Below are 16,843 nucleotides of genomic sequence, written 5' to 3'. Positions count from 1 at the left end.
TGCGTCATGGGAACGGTGTTCGCCGGTCGGTTACCAGTCGGTTATAGGATGTACTTCCGCAGATCCTCGTCTTCCGCCAGCGTGCGCAGCCGCTCGCGGACCATCTCGGCGGTCACCGTCACGGGGGCCTGCCCCCGGTCGGGGAGCTCGTAGAGCACCTCCTCGAGCAACGTGGTCATCACCGTGTGCAGCCGCCGCGCCCCGATGTTCTCCATGCGCTCGTTCAGCCGCGTCGCCACGCGGGCAAGCTCGGCGATGCCGTCGGCCGTGAACTCGAGCGTGGCCCCCTCCGCCTCGACCAGCGCCGCGTACTGCTTGGTGAGCGCGTGCTCCGGCTCCGTCATGATGCGTACGAAGTCGGCCTCGGTGAGCGCCTTCAGTTCCACGCGTATGGGGAAGCGCCCCTGCAGCTCCGGGATGAGGTCACTCGGTTTGCTCACGTGAAACGCGCCGGCCGCCACGAACAGGATGTGGTCGGTCTTCACCGAGCCGTACTTCGTGGACACGGTCGACCCTTCCACGATGGGCAGCAGGTCGCGCTGGACCCCTTCGCGCGACACGTCGGGGCCGCCGGTGTGCCCGCGCTCGCCGGCGATCTTGTCGATCTCGTCGAGGAACACAATGCCCATGGCTTCGGCCCGTTCGAGCGCATCGCTGGTGATGTCGTCGAGTTCGATGAGCTTCTCGAGCTCCTCGTCGAGCAGCAGCCGGCGCGCCTCACTCACCTTCACCGTTCGCCGCTTCTTCTTCTTGGGCATCATGTCGCGGAACCACTCCGCCATGCTTTCCATGCCCTCGGGGGCTCCGGGCATGACGGCCCCGGGAAGCCCCGGCCCGGACTGCGTGACCTCGATCTCCACCTCACGGCCATCCAGCTGGCCGTCGAGCAGCAGCGCCTTGAGCTTCTCGCGCGTGCGCTTGTGCCGTTCGAGCGCCTGCTCGTGCTCGCTGCGCGCGTCGGGCGACGCCTCGGCCGCGAGCGTCGGCGGCACGGGCAGCAGCAGGTCGAGGATGCGGGCATCGACCTTCTCGTGGGCGAGATCCTCCACCTCGGTCTCGCGCTCGCTGCGCACCATGTCGATGGCGTTTTCGATCAGGTCACGAATCATGCTCTCCACGTCGCGCCCCACGTAGCCCACCTCGGTGAACTTCGAGGCCTCGACCTTCACGAACGGCGCGCCCGACAGCTTGGCGAGCCGACGCGCGATCTCCGTCTTGCCCACACCGGTGGGACCGATGAGGATGATGTTGTTGGGCGAGATCTCGTCACGCAGTGGCTCGGGCGCCCGCTGGCGCCGCCACCGGTTGCGGAGCGCGATGGCAACCGACTTCTTCGCGTCGGCCTGCCCCACGATATACCGATCGAGTTCGGCCACGATCTGACGCGGCGTGAGATCGGCGAGACGGGCAATGGCCTGTTGCGTACGCGGGCTCGGCATCAGACGCTCGGCTCCAGCACCGTGATGTTCGTATTGGTGTAGATGCAGATCTCGCCGGCGATCGTGAGCGCCTTGGTGACGATCTCGCGCGGCGAGAGCGCGGTCTCGCGCAGCAGCGCCCGTGCCGCGGCCTGGGCGTACGTGCCGCCGGAGCCGATGGCGAGCACTCCGTCGTCGGGTTCGATGAGTTCGCCGTTGCCGCTCAGCATGAAGCCGTGCTCGGTGTCGGCCACGACGAGCAGGGCCTCGAGGCGGCGCAGGACGCGGTCGCTGCGCCACTCCTTGGCCAATTCCACCGCGGCCCGCGGCAGATTGCCGGGATGACGATCGAGCTTCTCCTCGAACTTCTCGAAGAGCGTAAGGGCGTCGGCCACCGAGCCCGCAAACCCGGCGACCACCCGGCCGCCCTTCAGCACGCGGACCTTCACCGCGGAGTTCTTGGCGACGGTGTCGCCGATGGAGACCTGACCGTCTCCGCCGATCGCGACGCGACCGTCGCGGCGAACGGCAAGGATGGTGGTGGCACGGACACGGGGAAGCGACATGGCGGACTCTGACAAGACGGGGCGAAATCGATCTGCGCGTTGGAAAGATAGGGTGGGCAGGAATCGGGTGACACATGGCGCGCCCGTCGACCCCATCATGAATCGTGTCCTCTTGCCAACCGCCCCTTTCGCTCGGCACCATATGGCCATGCCCGCGCTGCCCGCTCATCGCTGGACGGCCGACGACGTCCGCGCGCTTCCCGACGAACCCGGGAAGCGTTTCGAATGCGTGGATGGCGAGCTGCTGGTGAGCCCCAGTCCGCGCCTGCCCCACCAGTCGGCGGTGGGGTACCTCTACGAGGAGCTCGCCGCGCACGCCCGTGAACATGGGATCGGCGCGGTCTTCATGGCGCCGGGCGACATCGAACTCGATCGCTTTACCCTCGTGCAGCCCGACGTGTTCGTGCTGCCCCTGGTCGACGGGCGCCGGCCGCGCACCGCGGAGGAGATCGGCCAGCCACTGCTGTTCATCGAGGTCCTCTCGCCCAGTACGGCGCGCCACGACCGCGTGGTGAAACGGGGACGCTACCAGCGCGCGGCCATCGAGTACTGGATCGTGGACCTCGAGGCGCGCCTGCTGGAACGGTGGCTACCGGACACGGACCGTCCATACATTCACATGGAGTCGGTCACGTGGTCGGTGAGCGACGCCCCTCCGCTGGCACTGGCCCTACCGCCGCTCTTCGTCGACGCGCTCGGCGATCCCTGACCCCCCCTCCCGACTCCCCGTTCGTGACGCTCCCCATTTCGTACGACGACATCGTCGCGGCGCGTGAGCGCCTGCGCCCGTTCTTCGACGCGTCGCCGGTGCGCCACTACCCGCAGCTCGACGAACTGGTGGGCTACGACATTCGTGTGTTGGTGAAGCACGAGAACCACCTGCCCACCGGCAGCTTCAAGGTGCGCAACGGCACCGCGTCGATCACCGCGTTGAGCCCGGAGCAGGCAGCGCAGGGGGTCATTGCCGCAACGACCGGCAATCACGGACTGGGGCTGGCCTGGGCCGGCGCCGCGCGCGGCGTGGGCGTGACCATCTGCGTACCAACGGGGAACAACCCGGAGAAGAACGCCGGAATCCGGGCGCTGGGCGCCACGCTCATAGAAGTGGGGGAGCGCTATGACGAAACGGTGGCCGCCTGCCGGGCCATCGCCGAACAGGAGCAACGGACCATCGTGCACAGCACGAATCACCTGCCGGTCATCGCCGGCGCGGGGACCATGAGTGACCAGTACCTCACACAGGCTCCGGAGCTCGACGCGCTGGTGATTGCGCTGGGCGGTGGGTCACAGGCGGTTGGGGCGTTGACGGTGGCCAACGCGCGCAAGGCGTCGCTGGCGGTGTACGCCGTCCAGAGCCAGGGAGCGCCAGCGCAGCACAACGCGTGGCACGACGGCGAGGCTCGAGCGGGAGTACCGGCGCACACGTTCGCCGAGGGGATCGCGACCGGTTCCACGTATGCCATGACGTACCCCGCACTGCGCGCGGGGCTTCGCGATTTCGTGCTCGCGAGCGAGGCCATGATTGCGCAGAGCGTGCGTGACCTGTGGCGGATCACTCACAACCTGCCGGAAGGCGCCGGCGCGGCGGGGCTGGCCGGCCTTCGGCTGCTGGCGCCGCAGCTGGCGGGAAAGACCGTGGGTTTGGTGATGTGCGGGGGCAACCTCGATGCGGAGCGGGCCGCGCACATTCTTCTCGGGGGAATGCCGCATTTCCCGAGCGGGACGGACGAAGGTCAGGCGATCGGGGGAAGGGGGCAATCACACCGCCTTCCCTCTTCGTCCTGATCCCCTTCGCTCTGCCCCCTGCCTTTCCAACAGACGCCCATCCTCACCTACGCGCGCGGGTGCGCCTGTCGGTACACCTTCTTGAGGCGTTCCACGCTCGTGTGCGTGTAGATCTGCGTGGTGCTGATGCTGGCGTGCCCCAACAGCTCCTGCACCGCGCGCAGGTCCGCGCCGGCGTCCACCAGATGCGTGGCGAAGCTGTGCCGCAGGGAGTGAGTGGTGAGGTCGGCGCCTTCGCTCACCGCCTCCAACAGCTGCACCATGGCATGCTGCGCCGCGCGCGGACTGATGCGACTGCCCCGTTCGCTGAGGAACACGGCACCGCGCGCCAGCCGACCGGCCTTCGCCCCACCCAACTGCTGCAGCAGCGTGTCGCGCTTTACCAGATAGTTGCGCAGGGCGCGCTGGGCATGATCGCCGAGCGGTACGATGCGCTCCTTGCGCCCCTTGCCGCGCACCTTGACCTGCTGCGACACGAGATCGAGATCGGCGAGGTCCACGCCACGAAGCTCCGAGAGCCGCAGTCCGCTGGAGTAGAACAGCTCCAGCATGGCGAGGTTGCGTACGTCGGTGAAGGCGAGGCTTTGGGCGCGCGTGGCCGCGTGCTGGAGCAGGGTCTCCGCCTGCTGGCGGTCGAGATAGGCCGGCAGGGTCCGCGGCAGGCGCGGCGTGCTGACGGCGCGGGCGGGGTTCACGTCCACCCGCTCGTCGCGGTGCATCCAGCGATAGAAGCTGCGCACGGCGCTGAGTTGCCGCGCGATGCTGCGCTTGGCCAAGCCGCGCCGCGTGAGGTGGGCCATGTACCCGCGGATACTCGTGCGGGACAGCTCGTTCCAGTCCCACCCCTGCTCCCCATGCAACTGCGCCAGCCAGGTGGAGAATTCGCGCAGATCGCGGGTATACGCGGTACGCGTGTTGGGCGACAGATCGCGCCCCTTCTCGAGGTGCACGAGAAACTCGCGGATCTCCGTGGGGAGCGGCGCCTCGGGGAGCGCCTCGTCGGGCGCGTCGCTCACGTCAAAGCCACCGCGAGCGCGTGGGCATCGCGCCAGGCGTTCACCTGCGCCAGCCCGCGTTCGGCGAACAGCTCGCGCTTGCGCGCCTTGTCCTTGAGCACCGTGGGCGGCACGCCATCGAGTTCATCGAGCAGGCCGAAGTTGGCGTTCATGGGCTGGAAGTGCCGCGGATCGGCCTCGCGCAGGTAGCGATAGAGGGCCCCCATCATGGTCGAGGGGGGCGGCAGTACCGGCGCCTCACCGCGCAGCATGCGCGAAAGATTGATGCCGGCGAGGAGCCCCGTGGCGCTGCTTTCGGTATAGCCCTCCACCCCGGTAATCTGCCCGGCGAAGAGGGTCGTGGGCGCATCGCGCAGCGACAGGTGCGGTGTAAGCGCAGCGGGCGCATTCACGTAGGCGTTGCGGTGAATGCTGCCGAAGCGCAGGAACTCCGCCTGCGCGAGCCCCGGAATGAGCCGGAACACGCGGGCCTGTTCGGGGATGCGCAGTCGAGTCTGGAACCCTACGAGGTTCCACATGCGGCCGGCCCGGTCTTCCTGACGCAGCTGTACCACCGCATGCGGACGCGTGGAGCGGCGGGGGTCCTGCAGCCCCACCGGCTTCATGGGGCCAAAGCGCAACGACTCGCGCCCGCGCCGCGCCATCTCCTCCACGGGCATGCACCCCTCGAAATAGGGCACACGGTCGAACTCGTGCGCGGTGAACTGATCGGCGGTGGTGAGTGCGTCGATGAAGGCCTCGTACTCGTCGCGCGTCATGGCGCAATTGAGATACGCGCCTTCTTCCCCGGCCCCCTCCATCGTTTCCTTGCCCCAGCGCGACGCGCGGAAGGCAATTTCCTGATCGATGGACTCGACGGCGATGACCGGTGCAATGGCATCGTAGAAGGCGAGCGACTCGACACCCAGACGCGCCCGAATGCGCTCGGCGAGCGCATCGCTGGTGAGCGGACCGGTGGCCACGATGCCCACCGGTGGCAGGTCGGTGACCTCCTCGCGCGACACGGTGATGCGTGAGTGGCCGTGGATGCGTTCGTGCACGCCCTGTGCAAAGAGCGCACGGTCGACGGTGAGGGCACTGCCCCCCGGCACCCGGGCCTCGTCGGCGCAGGTGAGGATGAGCGAGCCCAGCGCGCGCATCTCCGCCTTGAGGAGACCGTGCGCGTTGGTGGTCTCGGTGCTCTTGAACGTGTTGGAGCAGACGAGTTCCCCCAGGCGGTCGGTCTTGTGCGCGGCCGTTCCGCGCACCGGGCGCATCTCGTGGATGACCACGTCGTGGCCCCGCTCCGCCAGCTGCCAGGCGGCCTCACTGCCGGCGAGGCCGCCTCCCACCACATGGACCGTCACGCGACCTCCGCCACCTCGACATCCTCGGGCGTGTGCACATCCCACTCGTTGCCGCACTTGATGCATTTGCGGAATGAGCCGCGGGTCTTGTTGGCCTTGGCTTCGGCGCCCACGTAGCCGCACTCGGGGCACGTTTCCGCCACGGGCTTTTCCCACACGACGAAGTCGCAGTTGGGGTAGTTCTCGCAGCCGTAGAACGCCTTGCCGCGCTTCTTGCTGCGCCGTTCAGCGATTTCCCCGCCGTCCTTGGGGCACTTCACGCCGGTGGGCATGCTGCGCGTGCCGCGGCACTTGGGGAACTTGCTGCACCCCAGGAAATCCCCCGAGCGCCCATGACGCACGACCATGGGCGCCCCGCACTCCTGACACAGGTAGCTGGTCAGTTCCGCCGGCTTCTTCTCGCCCTTGATGGGGCGCGTGTACTTGCAGGCCTTGGGATGATTCTCGCAGGCCACGAAGGGCCCGAAGAAGCCCCCCTTGGCCACCAGCTTGCCGCCGCAGTCGGGGCACTTTTCCGTGGCGAGCGCCGACAGGTCGTACGCCTCCCCGATGAGTGCGGGGAGATCTTCGTCGTGGAGGTTCTTCTTGATCTTCGACCATTCCTCGTCGAGCACCGCCACCCACCCGGTCTCGCCGTCGGCGATCTTGTCGAGTTCGAGCTCCATCTTGGCGGTGAAGTTCACGTCGAAGAGATCGGGGAACTTCTTTACCATGACCTTCTCCACCGTCTCGCCGAGCGACGTGGGGAAGAATCGGCGCTGCTCGAGCAGCACGTAGCGGCGCTCGGCGAGCACCGAGATGATGCTGGCGTAGGTGGACGGTCGGCCGATACCGAGTCGCTCGAGTTCCTTGACCAGTGACGCTTCCGAGAAGCGCGGCGGCGGCTCGGTGAAGTGCTGGGTGGGCGTGATGGCCTTGACCGGCACCCGCTCGCCCTGCTCGAGGAAGGGGAGTGCCTGCTCGTCTTCGAGCGCCTTCGAATCGCCCTCTTCGCGCGCCTCGCGGTAGAGGGCGAGGAAGCCCTGGAATTTCACCACCGAGCCGGTGGCGCGGAACAAGTACGCCCGTCCCTGCGTGGGAATGTCGAAATCGACGGTGGTTGTATCGAACACCGCCGGCGCCATCTGCGACGCCATGAAGCGCTGCCAGACAAGCTGGTAGAGCTTGAACTGGTCGGCCGTGAGGAATTTCTGAATGGCCTCGGGGCGACGCGCGGGATCGGTGGGGCGGACCCCTTCGTGCGCGTCCTGTGCGTTGGCCTTGCCGCTGGGATACAGTTGCGGCTGCGCAGCGAGGAACGGGTCGCCGAACTGCGCCCGCAGCGATTCACGGGCGGCGTTGGCGGCATCCTCGGAGACGCGCGTGGAGTCGGTACGCATGTAGGTGATGAGACCTGTGGCCCCATCCACGCCCACGTCGATGCCTTCGTACAGGTCCTGCGCCAGGCGCATGGTGCGCTTGCTGCCGAAGCCGAGCTTCTTGGCTGCTTCCTGCTGCAGCGTGGACGTGGTGAAGGGGGCCGCCGGATTCTTGCGACGCTCGCGCCGCTTGACTTCGGTGACTTCGAATTCTTTGCGACCCTTGAGGTCAGCGAGAATGCGTTCGGCTTCGGCGCCGTTGGGAATCTCCGGCTTTTTCCCATCGACCTGATGCAGCTTCGCGGCGAAGGGTTGCTGCCCCTTCTGCAGGTCGGCGGCGATGCTCCAGTACTCAACGGGAGTGAAGGCGCGGATTTCCCGTTCGCGCTCCACGATGAGCCGGAGCGCCACGGTTTGCACGCGCCCGGCGCTCAGCCCCTTCTTGACGGTCTTCCAGAGCACCGGGCTGGCCTTGTACCCGACCAGGCGATCGAGAACGCGGCGCGCCTGCTGCGCCTCGACTTTCTTGTTGTCGATGTCCATGGGCTTCGCCATGGACCGCTGCACCGCATCCTTGGTGATCTCGTGGAACATCACGCGACGAATGGGCGCCGACACGGCGTGGCGCCTTGGCTGCGTGAAATACTGTTCGACATGCCAACCGATGGCTTCGCCTTCGCGATCGGGGTCGGTGGCGATGAAGATCTCGCGGGCGCCCTTGGCGATCTTCTTGAGGTCGGTGAGAATGTCCTCCTTCCCCTCGATCGTCACGTACTCGGGGGCGAAGCCCTTGTCGATGTCGATGCCGAGCTTCTTGGCGGGCAAGTCACGGACATGTCCCACGGTAGCGCGTACGGTGTAGCCGCGACCGAGGTACTTGCCGATGGTCTTGGCCTTGGCGGGCGACTCGACGATGACGAGCGAGGTCCCTCCGGCCGAGTTCGGTTCGAACTCCTCCTCGACCTCCACGGCAGCCACCTTGCGGGCGCTCTTGCGGGCGGTGGTCGTGGCGGCGGCCTTGCGCGCCGTCTTCTTGGCCGCCGTTTTGGCCGGAGCCGGTACGGCAGCTGTTTTTCGTGCCGCCGCCTTCTTGGCGGGTGCTTTTTTCGCAGCCGAGGCGGAGGCGGATTTCCCCGCGCCCTTCCCGGCCGTCTTGGTTGCAGCCTTTTTGGTTGGCATCAGCTCAGTGAATCAGGGGGTGCTCGCCGCCCATGGCGCCATCATCGAAGCCGGCGTCATCCGCGAGGGAGCGAATGTCCGCGAGCGTGATGCGGCCGTCGACATGGACGAGCGCGCGCTCCACCAAGTGTTCGAAATCGTTGAGGCTCACCGCCCCCGAGGCATACAGCACGACCAGGTAGCCCCAGGCTTCGGTGGTGAACCGGCCACGTTCGTGAGGCCCCTGTACCCGCAGGGAGGGCTCACGGTCGGTGTCGGTGATACGCTCGGTGCCGCCGGTAGGCGACGACCCAGTATCGCTATACAGCAAGGAAAGAATCTCACCGATCTGACGCCGATCGTATCCTTTCAACGAGAGGTACGCCTCGACCTCCACCACATCCGTGTCGGCAGCGAAGCGCTCTCGCAATTCGTCCAAAACCGGCGCCCAACGATCGTCCATTTCCTAACCTATCCCCGGCGTCGCCCCGTGGGCAAGCGTGACCACGGAATCTGTAACCTGTTGCGATGTAAGCTTTTCCACGTCAACAACGGCATCAGCATCTTCATATAAGGCGCTTCGTGCCGTCCACAACTCCCGCATCTTCGCTTCCGGATCGGCTTCCTGCAACAACGGACGCACGTGCCGGGATCTGGCAATGCGCCGCATTGCCTCCTGCGGCGATACCCGCAGATACACGATTCGTCCCGGCGGCCTCAGCAGTTGCATGACGCCGGGGTTGGTGACCCACCCCCCGCCGGGCGCGAGCACCATCGGGGCGGCCGTTGCGAGTTCGCGGGTGAGGAGGAGCTCCAGCTCGCGGAAGGCGGCCTCTCCCGAGCGGGCGAAGTATTGCGCCACCGTGCAGTGGACGCGCCGCTCGATCTCGGCGTCGAAATCGAGGAACGGTCGCCGGAGCTGACGTGCCACGGCGCGGCCGATGATGGACTTCCCCGCGCCGGGGAGGCCGACGAGCACGAGATGGCCGTCGATCAGGGACATGGCGGACGCGCAGCGGTTGCCGATCAGCGCTCGACGCGTTCGTCGAGCTGCGTCAGATAGGCGTCGAGATTGCGCTGCGTCTCCCGGAGGGAATCGCCGCCGAACTTCTCGAGCAGCGCCGACGCCAGCACGAAGGCGGCCATGGCTTCGGCGATAACGCCCATCGCCGGTACGGCGGTCACATCGCTACGCTCGGCGACGGCCTGCGCGGCCTCCCCGGTCGCCATGTCCACGGTTCCGAGGGGGCGCATGAGGGTGGAGATGGGCTTCATGGCCACACGCACGACGAGCTCCTCGCCGGTGGTCATGCCGCCCTCGGTGCCACCGGCGCGATTGCTGCGCCGGCGCACATGGCCAGCCCGCGTGCGCCCCGCTGCGGCTTCGATTTCGTCGTGCACGTCGGCGCCGGTGCGCCGCGCCGTCTCGAACCCCAGTCCGATCTCGACGCCCTTGACGGCGGGGATGGAGAGCATGGCCTGGCCGAGCCGGCCATCGAGGCGCGTGTCCCAGGACACATGCGAGCCCAGTCCCACCGGGAGCCCGCGCACGACCACCTCGCAGATGCCCCCGAGGGTGTTCCCTTCCTTCTTCGCCGCATCGATGCGCGCGATCATGCGCGCCTCCGCCTGCGCGTCGAGGGTGCGCACCGGCGAGGCATCGGCGGCGGCATTGAGATCGTCGGGCAGGGGATCGGGGCGGTCGGCGTCGATACCGCCCAGATGGACGAGATGGGAGCCGATGTGCACCCCGACTTCCCGCAGGAGCACCTTGCAGATGGCGCCGGCGGCCACCCGCGCGGTGGTTTCGCGTGCCGACGCGCGTTCGAGGATGTCGCGGGCGTCGCTGCGATCGTACTTGAGCAACCCGGTGAGATCGGCGTGGCCCGGGCGCACCCGGGTAACGTGCCGCTTGCGCGGGCCATCCGCATCGGCCTCGCGGGGGGCGGGGTCCATGATGCCGACCCAGTTCTTCCAGTCGCGGTTGCGCACGAGCATGGCGATGGGGGACCCGAGCGTTTCGCCGGCGCGCACGCCGGAGAGGAGCTCGATGCGGTCGGTCTCGATCTGCATGCGCCGTCCGCGCCCGTAGCCCTGCTGACGGCGCGCGAGTTCGGCGTCGACATGAGCGGCAAGGAGCGGAACGCCGGCAGGCATCCCCTCGAGGACGGAGACGAGCGCCGGACCGTGCGATTCGCCGGCGGTGGTGAAGCGGAGAGGCATAATCGCAACGTACCGAGCGGTGCCTCGATATGGAAAGGGCGCGCCGATGGCGCGCCCTTCACGAGCGGGGGAGGGAGCAGAGCGCAGGGCGCAGGGGGCGGGAAGCAGGAGCCAGCAACGCGTGGTTGCCCCTGCCCCCTTCATCCTGCCCCCCTGCGACCTGCTTCCTGCCGTGTCATCGCACAGGGCGCGTCCTGAGACGCACCCCGTACCGTTACTGGCAGGTGGTAGTGAAGTTGTCGGGGAGTGCCACCAGCGTCACGCCGCGGATCGTGGCGCCGACGAGTACCAGCTGACCGTTCGGGCGGACCGTGGCGCGTACCGGACCGATGATCGGGTCGCGGATGGGGACCGTGGCGATCCGGCGGTAGCAGTAGGTATCGAAGACATCGATGACCGCCTCGCTCGAGGCGACGAACGCCAGGCGAGTACGGAGCGGCGTGGAGTTCGCGCCGCTGTTGAGCGGGTGGAAGTCGAGTCCACCGCCGCTGGGTCGGCTCTGGAGGATACCCTGCAGGCGCAGCGTGTTGTCGAACAGGTACGTGGAGTCGCCCTTTACCGCGTTGAGTTCACCGTCGAAGTTGATGCCGACACCCTGGACGCGAGCGAAGGTGTTCGCGATGAAGTCGCTCACATCGACCGGGCGGGAGACGCCGCGATCAATGACGGGCAGCGGCGTGCCGGTGTCGAACCCCCGCGTGACGTCGTAGGTGAGCGCGCGGCTGCCGAGGACCGGACCGCCTTCGCCGATCACGACGCGCCGGAAGTTGCCGGAGTTGCGTACGAAGGTGGTATCTCGGAAGGCCAGCTGATCGAGGCGCGCCACTACCGAGTAAGTGAACGACCCGCCGGGGGTGACGATGGTCTGGCGAGCCGGCAGCAGTACGGAGTCGGCGCCCACGCCGGCGGCGGCGAAGCGCTCGATCTCGAGCGTGTCGGAGCGATTCTGTGTCTGCCCCATGGCCTGCTCGAAGAAGAAGTGCGAGGAGTTCTTGTTCAGATTCTCCCAGCGTACGGTGCCCTTGTTGGGGAAGGGGGTGCTCTGCCCTGGGGTGGGCGTAGTGGAATACACTGCCACGACGTCACCGCAGGGAGTCCCCGGGTTGGGCGCGGCCACACACGTTGCCGCGAGGTACTGCGGGCGGTCGCTGAAGTCGTAGACGGTACGCTGCGTGATGACCTGATCGGTGAGCTGCGACTTCACGCTGGTGATGGAGTACACCATGATGTTCGGCAGCGGGTACCGGTACACCTCGCGGCCGGTGGGACCGGCATTGAGGTCCACGTAGCTGATGTTCGTACCACCCGAGTTGGCCACGAGCAGCGTGTCGCCCATGGCGCCGTCGCGGTTGCGCGGCCAGGCGGCAATGCCCCAGGGGCGTGACCCCACGCCCACGGGCGCGCGGAAGGTGGAGTCGGCCAGGTTGAACACCTCGAGCCAGTTGCGCTCGATATTGGACAGGTAGAGGCGATCGGTGCGCGGTACGTAGAGCGCATCGGCGACCTGTCCGCCACCCGGAAGCGGGTTGGTGTACCCGGCAACCACCTGGACGGTATCGGCCCGCACGGCGCCCGATCCGAGGCGCGACACATCGCGACGACCATTCGCATTGCGGGCGAACCCGGCAACGGTGACGGCCGTGGGGAAGACGTTGACCGGGACGCGCGTCCGGAAGGTGCGGACGAGCGTGGAGAAGGCCCCCGTGGAGGTCACCGAGTCTGCCACCACGATTTGCCCCGCGAGGGTACGGACCTCATACCCGATGACACTGATACCGACCGGATCGGTGGCTTCGACGAAGACCGTGTCACTGACCTCCACGCGGCGGGAGACTCCGGTGCGCACCACGGGAATGGTATTGGCGTTGGCCGGGCTCTGGACCGCATAGGCGACCGCGGAACCGAGGACACGCTGATTGAGCGAGTCGGTGATGAACGGCGTCACGTTGATGGTGGCGCCGCGCACCGAATCGGGGATGGTGAGCGTGTCGAGGATGGCCAATGAGTCGCGCAGCGGTGAGGTGAAGGTGAGCGAGTCGGACGTGTTGAAGGCTCCGGTGATTTGATAGCCGAGTGTCCGCACCTTGTAGCGCGCCTTGCCCGAGAGCGACAGCACGAGGGCTTTGCCGCTGACCACCGGCGATGCCGCGACGGGGCTCGTGATGATGGCGCGCGGCGGCTCGAGGTTGCCAACGGTGAGGGCAACGAGCGCGGTATCGCTGAGGTTGCCGGCCCCGTCGATTGCCACCGAGCGCGCGTTGACGGTGGCGCCGATAGGCGCGTTGGAGGGCACCTTCACGTTGACCGCCAGGGTGAGCGAGGTCACCGCGCTCGTCATGGTGGTGTCGTACGTGGCGGTGAGCCCGCCCGACAGGAGCAGGCGAACGCGCTTGAGCCCGATATTGTCGGTGGCGTTGATGGTGACCGACACGAGCGTGTCGGCCACGGCATTACCCTTGGCGATGGTTACCCGCGGCTTCACCGTATCGGCGAAGGGCGGGTCGATCACCTCGTCGCCGCTGCAGGCGCCGAGGGCCACGGCGGCCACGAGGGCACCGAGGCCCGCGCGCAGGCGCGGCCGGGGGGTGGAGAGGAGTGAGAGCATGTCGGATAGGTTCCTTGTCGCGTCAGCGGCCCGGCGGCGGCGTGATGCCTTCGTCCAGGATGTGCGGCGTAACCAGGATGAGCAGGTCGCGCTTGGTCTCGTTCTTGGAGTTTTGCGAGAAGAGGCGACCCACGAAGGGGAGATTCATCAGCACCGGGATGCCGCTGCGAAACCGTGTGGTTTCCGTGACGGTGAGCCCGCCAATGACCGCGGCTTCGCCGTCGGCCACGAGCACCTGCGATTCGGCGCGCTGGCGATTGAAGATCACGCCCACGTCGGTCTGTGAGATTTCGGCACTCGAGTTCTCCGCCTTGATGTTGAGCAGCACCATCTTGTTGTTGGTGATCTGCGGCGTGACCGAGAGCTTGATGCCGGCTTCTTCCTTCGACACGGCGGCACGCGGGAAGAACGTGGCCGCGTTGGGGGCCATCTGGCCGCCGCCGCCGCCACCACCGCCCCCGCCACCACCGCCACCACCGCCTCCCTGCGCACCCTGACCACCCGCATCGATGACGCGAATGGGGATTTCCTGACCAACGAAGATCTCGGCGCTGCGGTTATTGAGGATCGTGATGCTGGGTTCCGACTGCACGTCGGCGAGCGACGAGGTCTGCAGGGCGTTGAGGAACGCCGTGAGCTGGTAGCGGCCCAGTGCCGTGCTGTAGATGAGGTTGAGCGCGTTCGGCTTGATGGCGTTGTTGGCGTTGGCGATACCGGCGATCGCATTGCCACCGAGCGCGATGCGCGCCGGCCCCTGGAAGGGCTGCCCGCCACCGGTGGCATCAGGCACCCCGTCGCCGTCGGTGTCGACCGGCGTGAGTGTGTTGGGGTCCGTGCGCGGTACGAGCTGCTGGAAGAACTGCCGGTTGCCGGTGCCGAGGTCGTAGGCGAGTCCGATGTCCTGGATGCCGGTGCGATTGACGAACACGATCTTGGCCTTGATGGCAACTTGCGGCGTACGGATGTCGAGCTGCTGGAGACGCGACACGATTTCCGGCAGACGCGACGGCACTTCGGTGATGATGAGCTTGTTGGTGGCGCTATCGGCGGCTACGGAGCCGCGCACGACACACCCCTGCCCACCCATTTGCTGCTGTGCGCCGCCACCCTGTCCGCCGCCACCCTGACCCATAGGCATGCCCATTTCGCGGCCGGTCTGCATGGTGGTGAGGCCGGTGCAGTCTCGCGCCAGCAGCGCCTGCACGGTGCCCTGCAGGACGGCGGCCTTGGCGTAGTTGACATCGACGATCTGCGTGACGAGCGGCTCCAGCGCCTGATTGGAGGCGAGGTTGCGATAGCTGTCGACCGAGATGATGCCACTGGCGTCTTCGGTGGCGGCGAGCCCCTGGGACTGCAGGATGGCCTGGAGCGCCACATCCCACGGCTTGTCGGCGATGTCCGCGGTGACCATGCCCTCCACATCCTTGCCGACCACGATGGTGCGGCCGGAGAAGGTCGCGAAGGCGGCGATCACATCGCGGATGCTCGTCCCATCGTACGAGACGGTGATGCGCGGCTTCTGCTGTTGGCGGCGCGCCGCGGTGATGGACGCGGCCGATGCCGGGGTGCGCGGCGTGAGCATGTCGTCGGACGCGTTGTGCCGCGGCTCGGGCTTGGCCTCGACCGTGGCCGGCTCGCTTCTGGCCGGTTCCGCCTTGGCCGGTTCCGCCGCCGTCTCGCCCTTCGGAGCGGTGCCCGCGGGCACGGCGACGGGCGACTCGAGGCGTCCGGTGGCGACGGCGGTGACGGCGGCTGCGCCGCGGCCGGTCCTCCAGCGCGCGAACTGCGAGACGGTGGCTTCGATGTTGATGCGGACGGCGTTGCCGTCGCGTTCAACGGTGTACTGGTGCGCCGCATCCAGATCGATGACGAGGCGCGCCGTATCGGCACGGAACTGCGCGAGGCGCACGTTCCGCACAGCGCCGCGCGCCTTGCCGTCGTAGTTCGACCGGATGGAGAGACTGGCGCCACCCAGATCGACGACCAACCGCGAGGGATTGTCGAGGGTGAAGTGATTGAGCGCCACGGCGGCATCGACGTCGAGTACGATGGCGGTACCGTTCGGGGCCGGCGCGATCTCGAGTCCGCGTACGTGCCCGCGAATCGCGGCGTCGTTGGTGATGGCCGTGGCGGCCGGGGGGGCGGAGTGTGCCGCGGGGGCAGGCGAGCCGCCTGCCAGAAGCGCGGCCATCACCGCAACGGTCGTCGGTCCCATCATGGATTCCTCACTTTCGTCGTATCGCTGCTCAGCGGCAGCGTCTCCTGCCGATTGAATCCGAATTCCTCGATCGTGAACTGCACCGCCTTTTGGCGGATCCCGCTGACGCGCAGGCGGCCGAGCTGCTGCCCGACCCGCACGCGGTACTGCGTCTTGGAGTAGGAGTCGCGGAGGATCGCCACCGAGTTGCTGCCGGCGGGGTCGAAGGCCACGGCGGTGAGGCGGAGGTCGCTCAGCAGCGGCCGCACATCACTGCTCGACATGAGCGACTTGTAGGGATCGCGACGACCGCTCCCGCTGTACGAGAACGTTTCTCGCTGGAGCGTGATCTCCGATGGCATCACGCTCTTCTTGGCGTTCTCGCGCGGTGTGCGCTTGGAATTGGCGGTGGGGGCCGTCTTGACGGCGGCCGCGCTGACGGTCCCGACCGAGTCCCCACGGACAGTGGTGACGCGGGGCTGCTGGGCAGCGGCGTGCGGGGTCAGCATGACGCTGGCGAGCGCCGCACCCATGAGCCGGCGGAGGGCGAAGATCATGACGACCGCTCCTTCGCGCGCGGTGCAGGCGCGGTGCGCTCGACGTAGGTCTGCAGGGTAATGGTGGCGGCCAGGGATCCCTTCTCCGACGTGCGGGCACCACCGCGCTGGCGATTGGTGGTCCCGGCGGTAATGGCGAAGTGCACCGGCGCCACGATGCGCGCGAGCGACCCGACGTTGGCGAGGAACTCGCCGAACTGGTGGTATCCACCGATGATGGTCACGGTGTAGCGATAGGTATCGAAGCGATCGCCGGCCATGACGGGCTCGGGCACGACCCCACCCACATCGAGTCCGGCGCGGCGGGCGGCCGTACTGACTTCCTCGAGCAGTGCGGGCACTTCGTTGCCGGTGGGTACGAGGCGGCGCATGACGGTGAGCGCCGATCGATTCTGTGCCGCCTGCGATCGCAGCTGTTCGATGCTGCCTTTGTCGAACTCGCGCGCCGCCTTCTGATTGGCGCCCTCGAGGGCGACGACACGGGCTTCATCAGCCGCCAACTGCTCGTTCTGGGCGGCGTAGGGGTACATCCAATAGAGCCCCGCAAGCGCGATGGCGGCAAAGCCGATCAGCAGCTTGATCTGGTCTCGTTGGGCGGTTGGGAGGAGGGCCAT

14 protein-coding genes are annotated in these 16,843 nt (G+C 67.5%); 2 read left to right on the top strand and 12 right to left on the bottom strand.

Annotated elements, in window-relative coordinates; all coding sequences use genetic code 11:
- Positions 1 to 41: 41 nt before the first annotated feature.
- Together hslU and hslV are read right to left on the bottom strand one after the other, a co-directional pair.
- Positions 42 to 1,439, bottom strand: a complete 1,398-nt coding sequence (hslU, locus tag O9271_RS15485; protein ID WP_298271614.1) for an ATP-dependent protease ATPase subunit HslU — start codon at positions 1,437 to 1,439, stop codon at positions 42 to 44.
- Complete coding sequence (gene hslV / locus O9271_RS15480) at positions 1,439 to 1,984, bottom strand: ATP-dependent protease subunit HslV (protein WP_298271612.1); 546 nt, start codon at positions 1,982 to 1,984, stop codon at positions 1,439 to 1,441. The genes hslU and hslV overlap by 1 nt, the downstream gene beginning before the upstream one ends.
- 148 nt (positions 1,985 to 2,132) lie before the next feature.
- Between hslV and O9271_RS15475 the strand changes: the two genes are divergently transcribed.
- Positions 2,133 to 2,693, top strand: coding sequence for a Uma2 family endonuclease (locus O9271_RS15475; RefSeq protein WP_298271610.1), 561 nt, complete (start codon positions 2,133 to 2,135; stop codon positions 2,691 to 2,693).
- A gap of 23 nt (positions 2,694 to 2,716) precedes the next feature.
- Positions 2,717 to 3,769: a pyridoxal-phosphate dependent enzyme gene (locus tag O9271_RS15470; RefSeq protein ID WP_298271607.1), complete on the top strand. Its 1,053-nt coding sequence runs from the start codon at positions 2,717 to 2,719 to the stop codon at positions 3,767 to 3,769.
- A 47-nt stretch (positions 3,770 to 3,816) separates the two neighbouring features.
- Here O9271_RS15470 and O9271_RS15465 read toward each other — a convergent pair whose 3' ends face one another.
- The 10 genes from O9271_RS15465 to pilO form a co-directional block, all read right to left on the bottom strand.
- Positions 3,817 to 4,785 (bottom strand): tyrosine recombinase XerC, encoded by a 969-nt coding sequence (locus O9271_RS15465; protein ID WP_298271604.1) that lies wholly within the window; start codon positions 4,783 to 4,785, stop codon positions 3,817 to 3,819.
- Entirely contained in the window at positions 4,782 to 6,131 is a 1,350-nt protein-coding gene (gene trmFO, locus O9271_RS15460) for a methylenetetrahydrofolate--tRNA-(uracil(54)-C(5))-methyltransferase (FADH(2)-oxidizing) TrmFO (protein ID WP_298271601.1), read from the bottom strand. The genes O9271_RS15465 and trmFO overlap by 4 nt, the downstream gene beginning before the upstream one ends.
- Complete coding sequence (topA, locus tag O9271_RS15455) at positions 6,128 to 8,668, bottom strand: type I DNA topoisomerase (protein ID WP_298271598.1); 2,541 nt, start codon at positions 8,666 to 8,668, stop codon at positions 6,128 to 6,130. Before topA ends, trmFO begins: the two co-directional genes overlap by 4 nt.
- Before the next feature lie 4 nt (positions 8,669 to 8,672).
- A complete protein-coding gene (locus tag O9271_RS15450) occupies positions 8,673 to 9,110 on the bottom strand; it encodes a DUF494 family protein (RefSeq protein ID WP_298271596.1) in 438 nt (145 codons plus the stop codon).
- A gap of 3 nt (positions 9,111 to 9,113) precedes the next feature.
- The gene (locus O9271_RS15445) at positions 9,114 to 9,650 is read right to left on the bottom strand and encodes a shikimate kinase (protein ID WP_298271593.1); all 537 of its coding nucleotides are present in this window, start codon (positions 9,648 to 9,650) and stop codon (positions 9,114 to 9,116) included.
- Between the two features lie 23 nt (positions 9,651 to 9,673).
- Positions 9,674 to 10,870, bottom strand: a complete 1,197-nt coding sequence (gene aroC / locus O9271_RS15440) for a chorismate synthase (protein WP_298271590.1) — start codon at positions 10,868 to 10,870, stop codon at positions 9,674 to 9,676.
- 214 nt (positions 10,871 to 11,084) lie between these two features.
- Positions 11,085 to 13,475 (bottom strand): hypothetical protein, encoded by a 2,391-nt coding sequence (locus tag O9271_RS15435; RefSeq protein WP_298271588.1) that lies wholly within the window; start codon positions 13,473 to 13,475, stop codon positions 11,085 to 11,087.
- Positions 13,476 to 13,497: 22 nt separating this feature from the next.
- Positions 13,498 to 15,693: an AMIN domain-containing protein gene (locus tag O9271_RS15430; RefSeq protein WP_298271586.1), complete on the bottom strand. Its 2,196-nt coding sequence runs from the start codon at positions 15,691 to 15,693 to the stop codon at positions 13,498 to 13,500.
- Positions 15,690 to 16,229, bottom strand: coding sequence for a hypothetical protein (locus O9271_RS15425; protein WP_298271584.1), 540 nt, complete (start codon positions 16,227 to 16,229; stop codon positions 15,690 to 15,692). Before O9271_RS15425 ends, O9271_RS15430 begins: the two co-directional genes overlap by 4 nt.
- Positions 16,226 to 16,843 carry a type 4a pilus biogenesis protein PilO gene (gene pilO / locus O9271_RS15420; protein WP_298271582.1) on the bottom strand — a complete coding sequence of 206 codons (618 nt, stop codon included), beginning with the start codon at positions 16,841 to 16,843 and terminating at the stop codon, positions 16,226 to 16,228. The genes O9271_RS15425 and pilO overlap by 4 nt, the downstream gene beginning before the upstream one ends.

This window comes from Gemmatimonas sp. (assembly GCF_027531815.1).
In the GTDB taxonomy this organism is placed as follows: domain Bacteria; phylum Gemmatimonadota; class Gemmatimonadetes; order Gemmatimonadales; family Gemmatimonadaceae; genus Gemmatimonas.
This window is presented reverse-complemented; position numbering and strand designations above follow the sequence as displayed.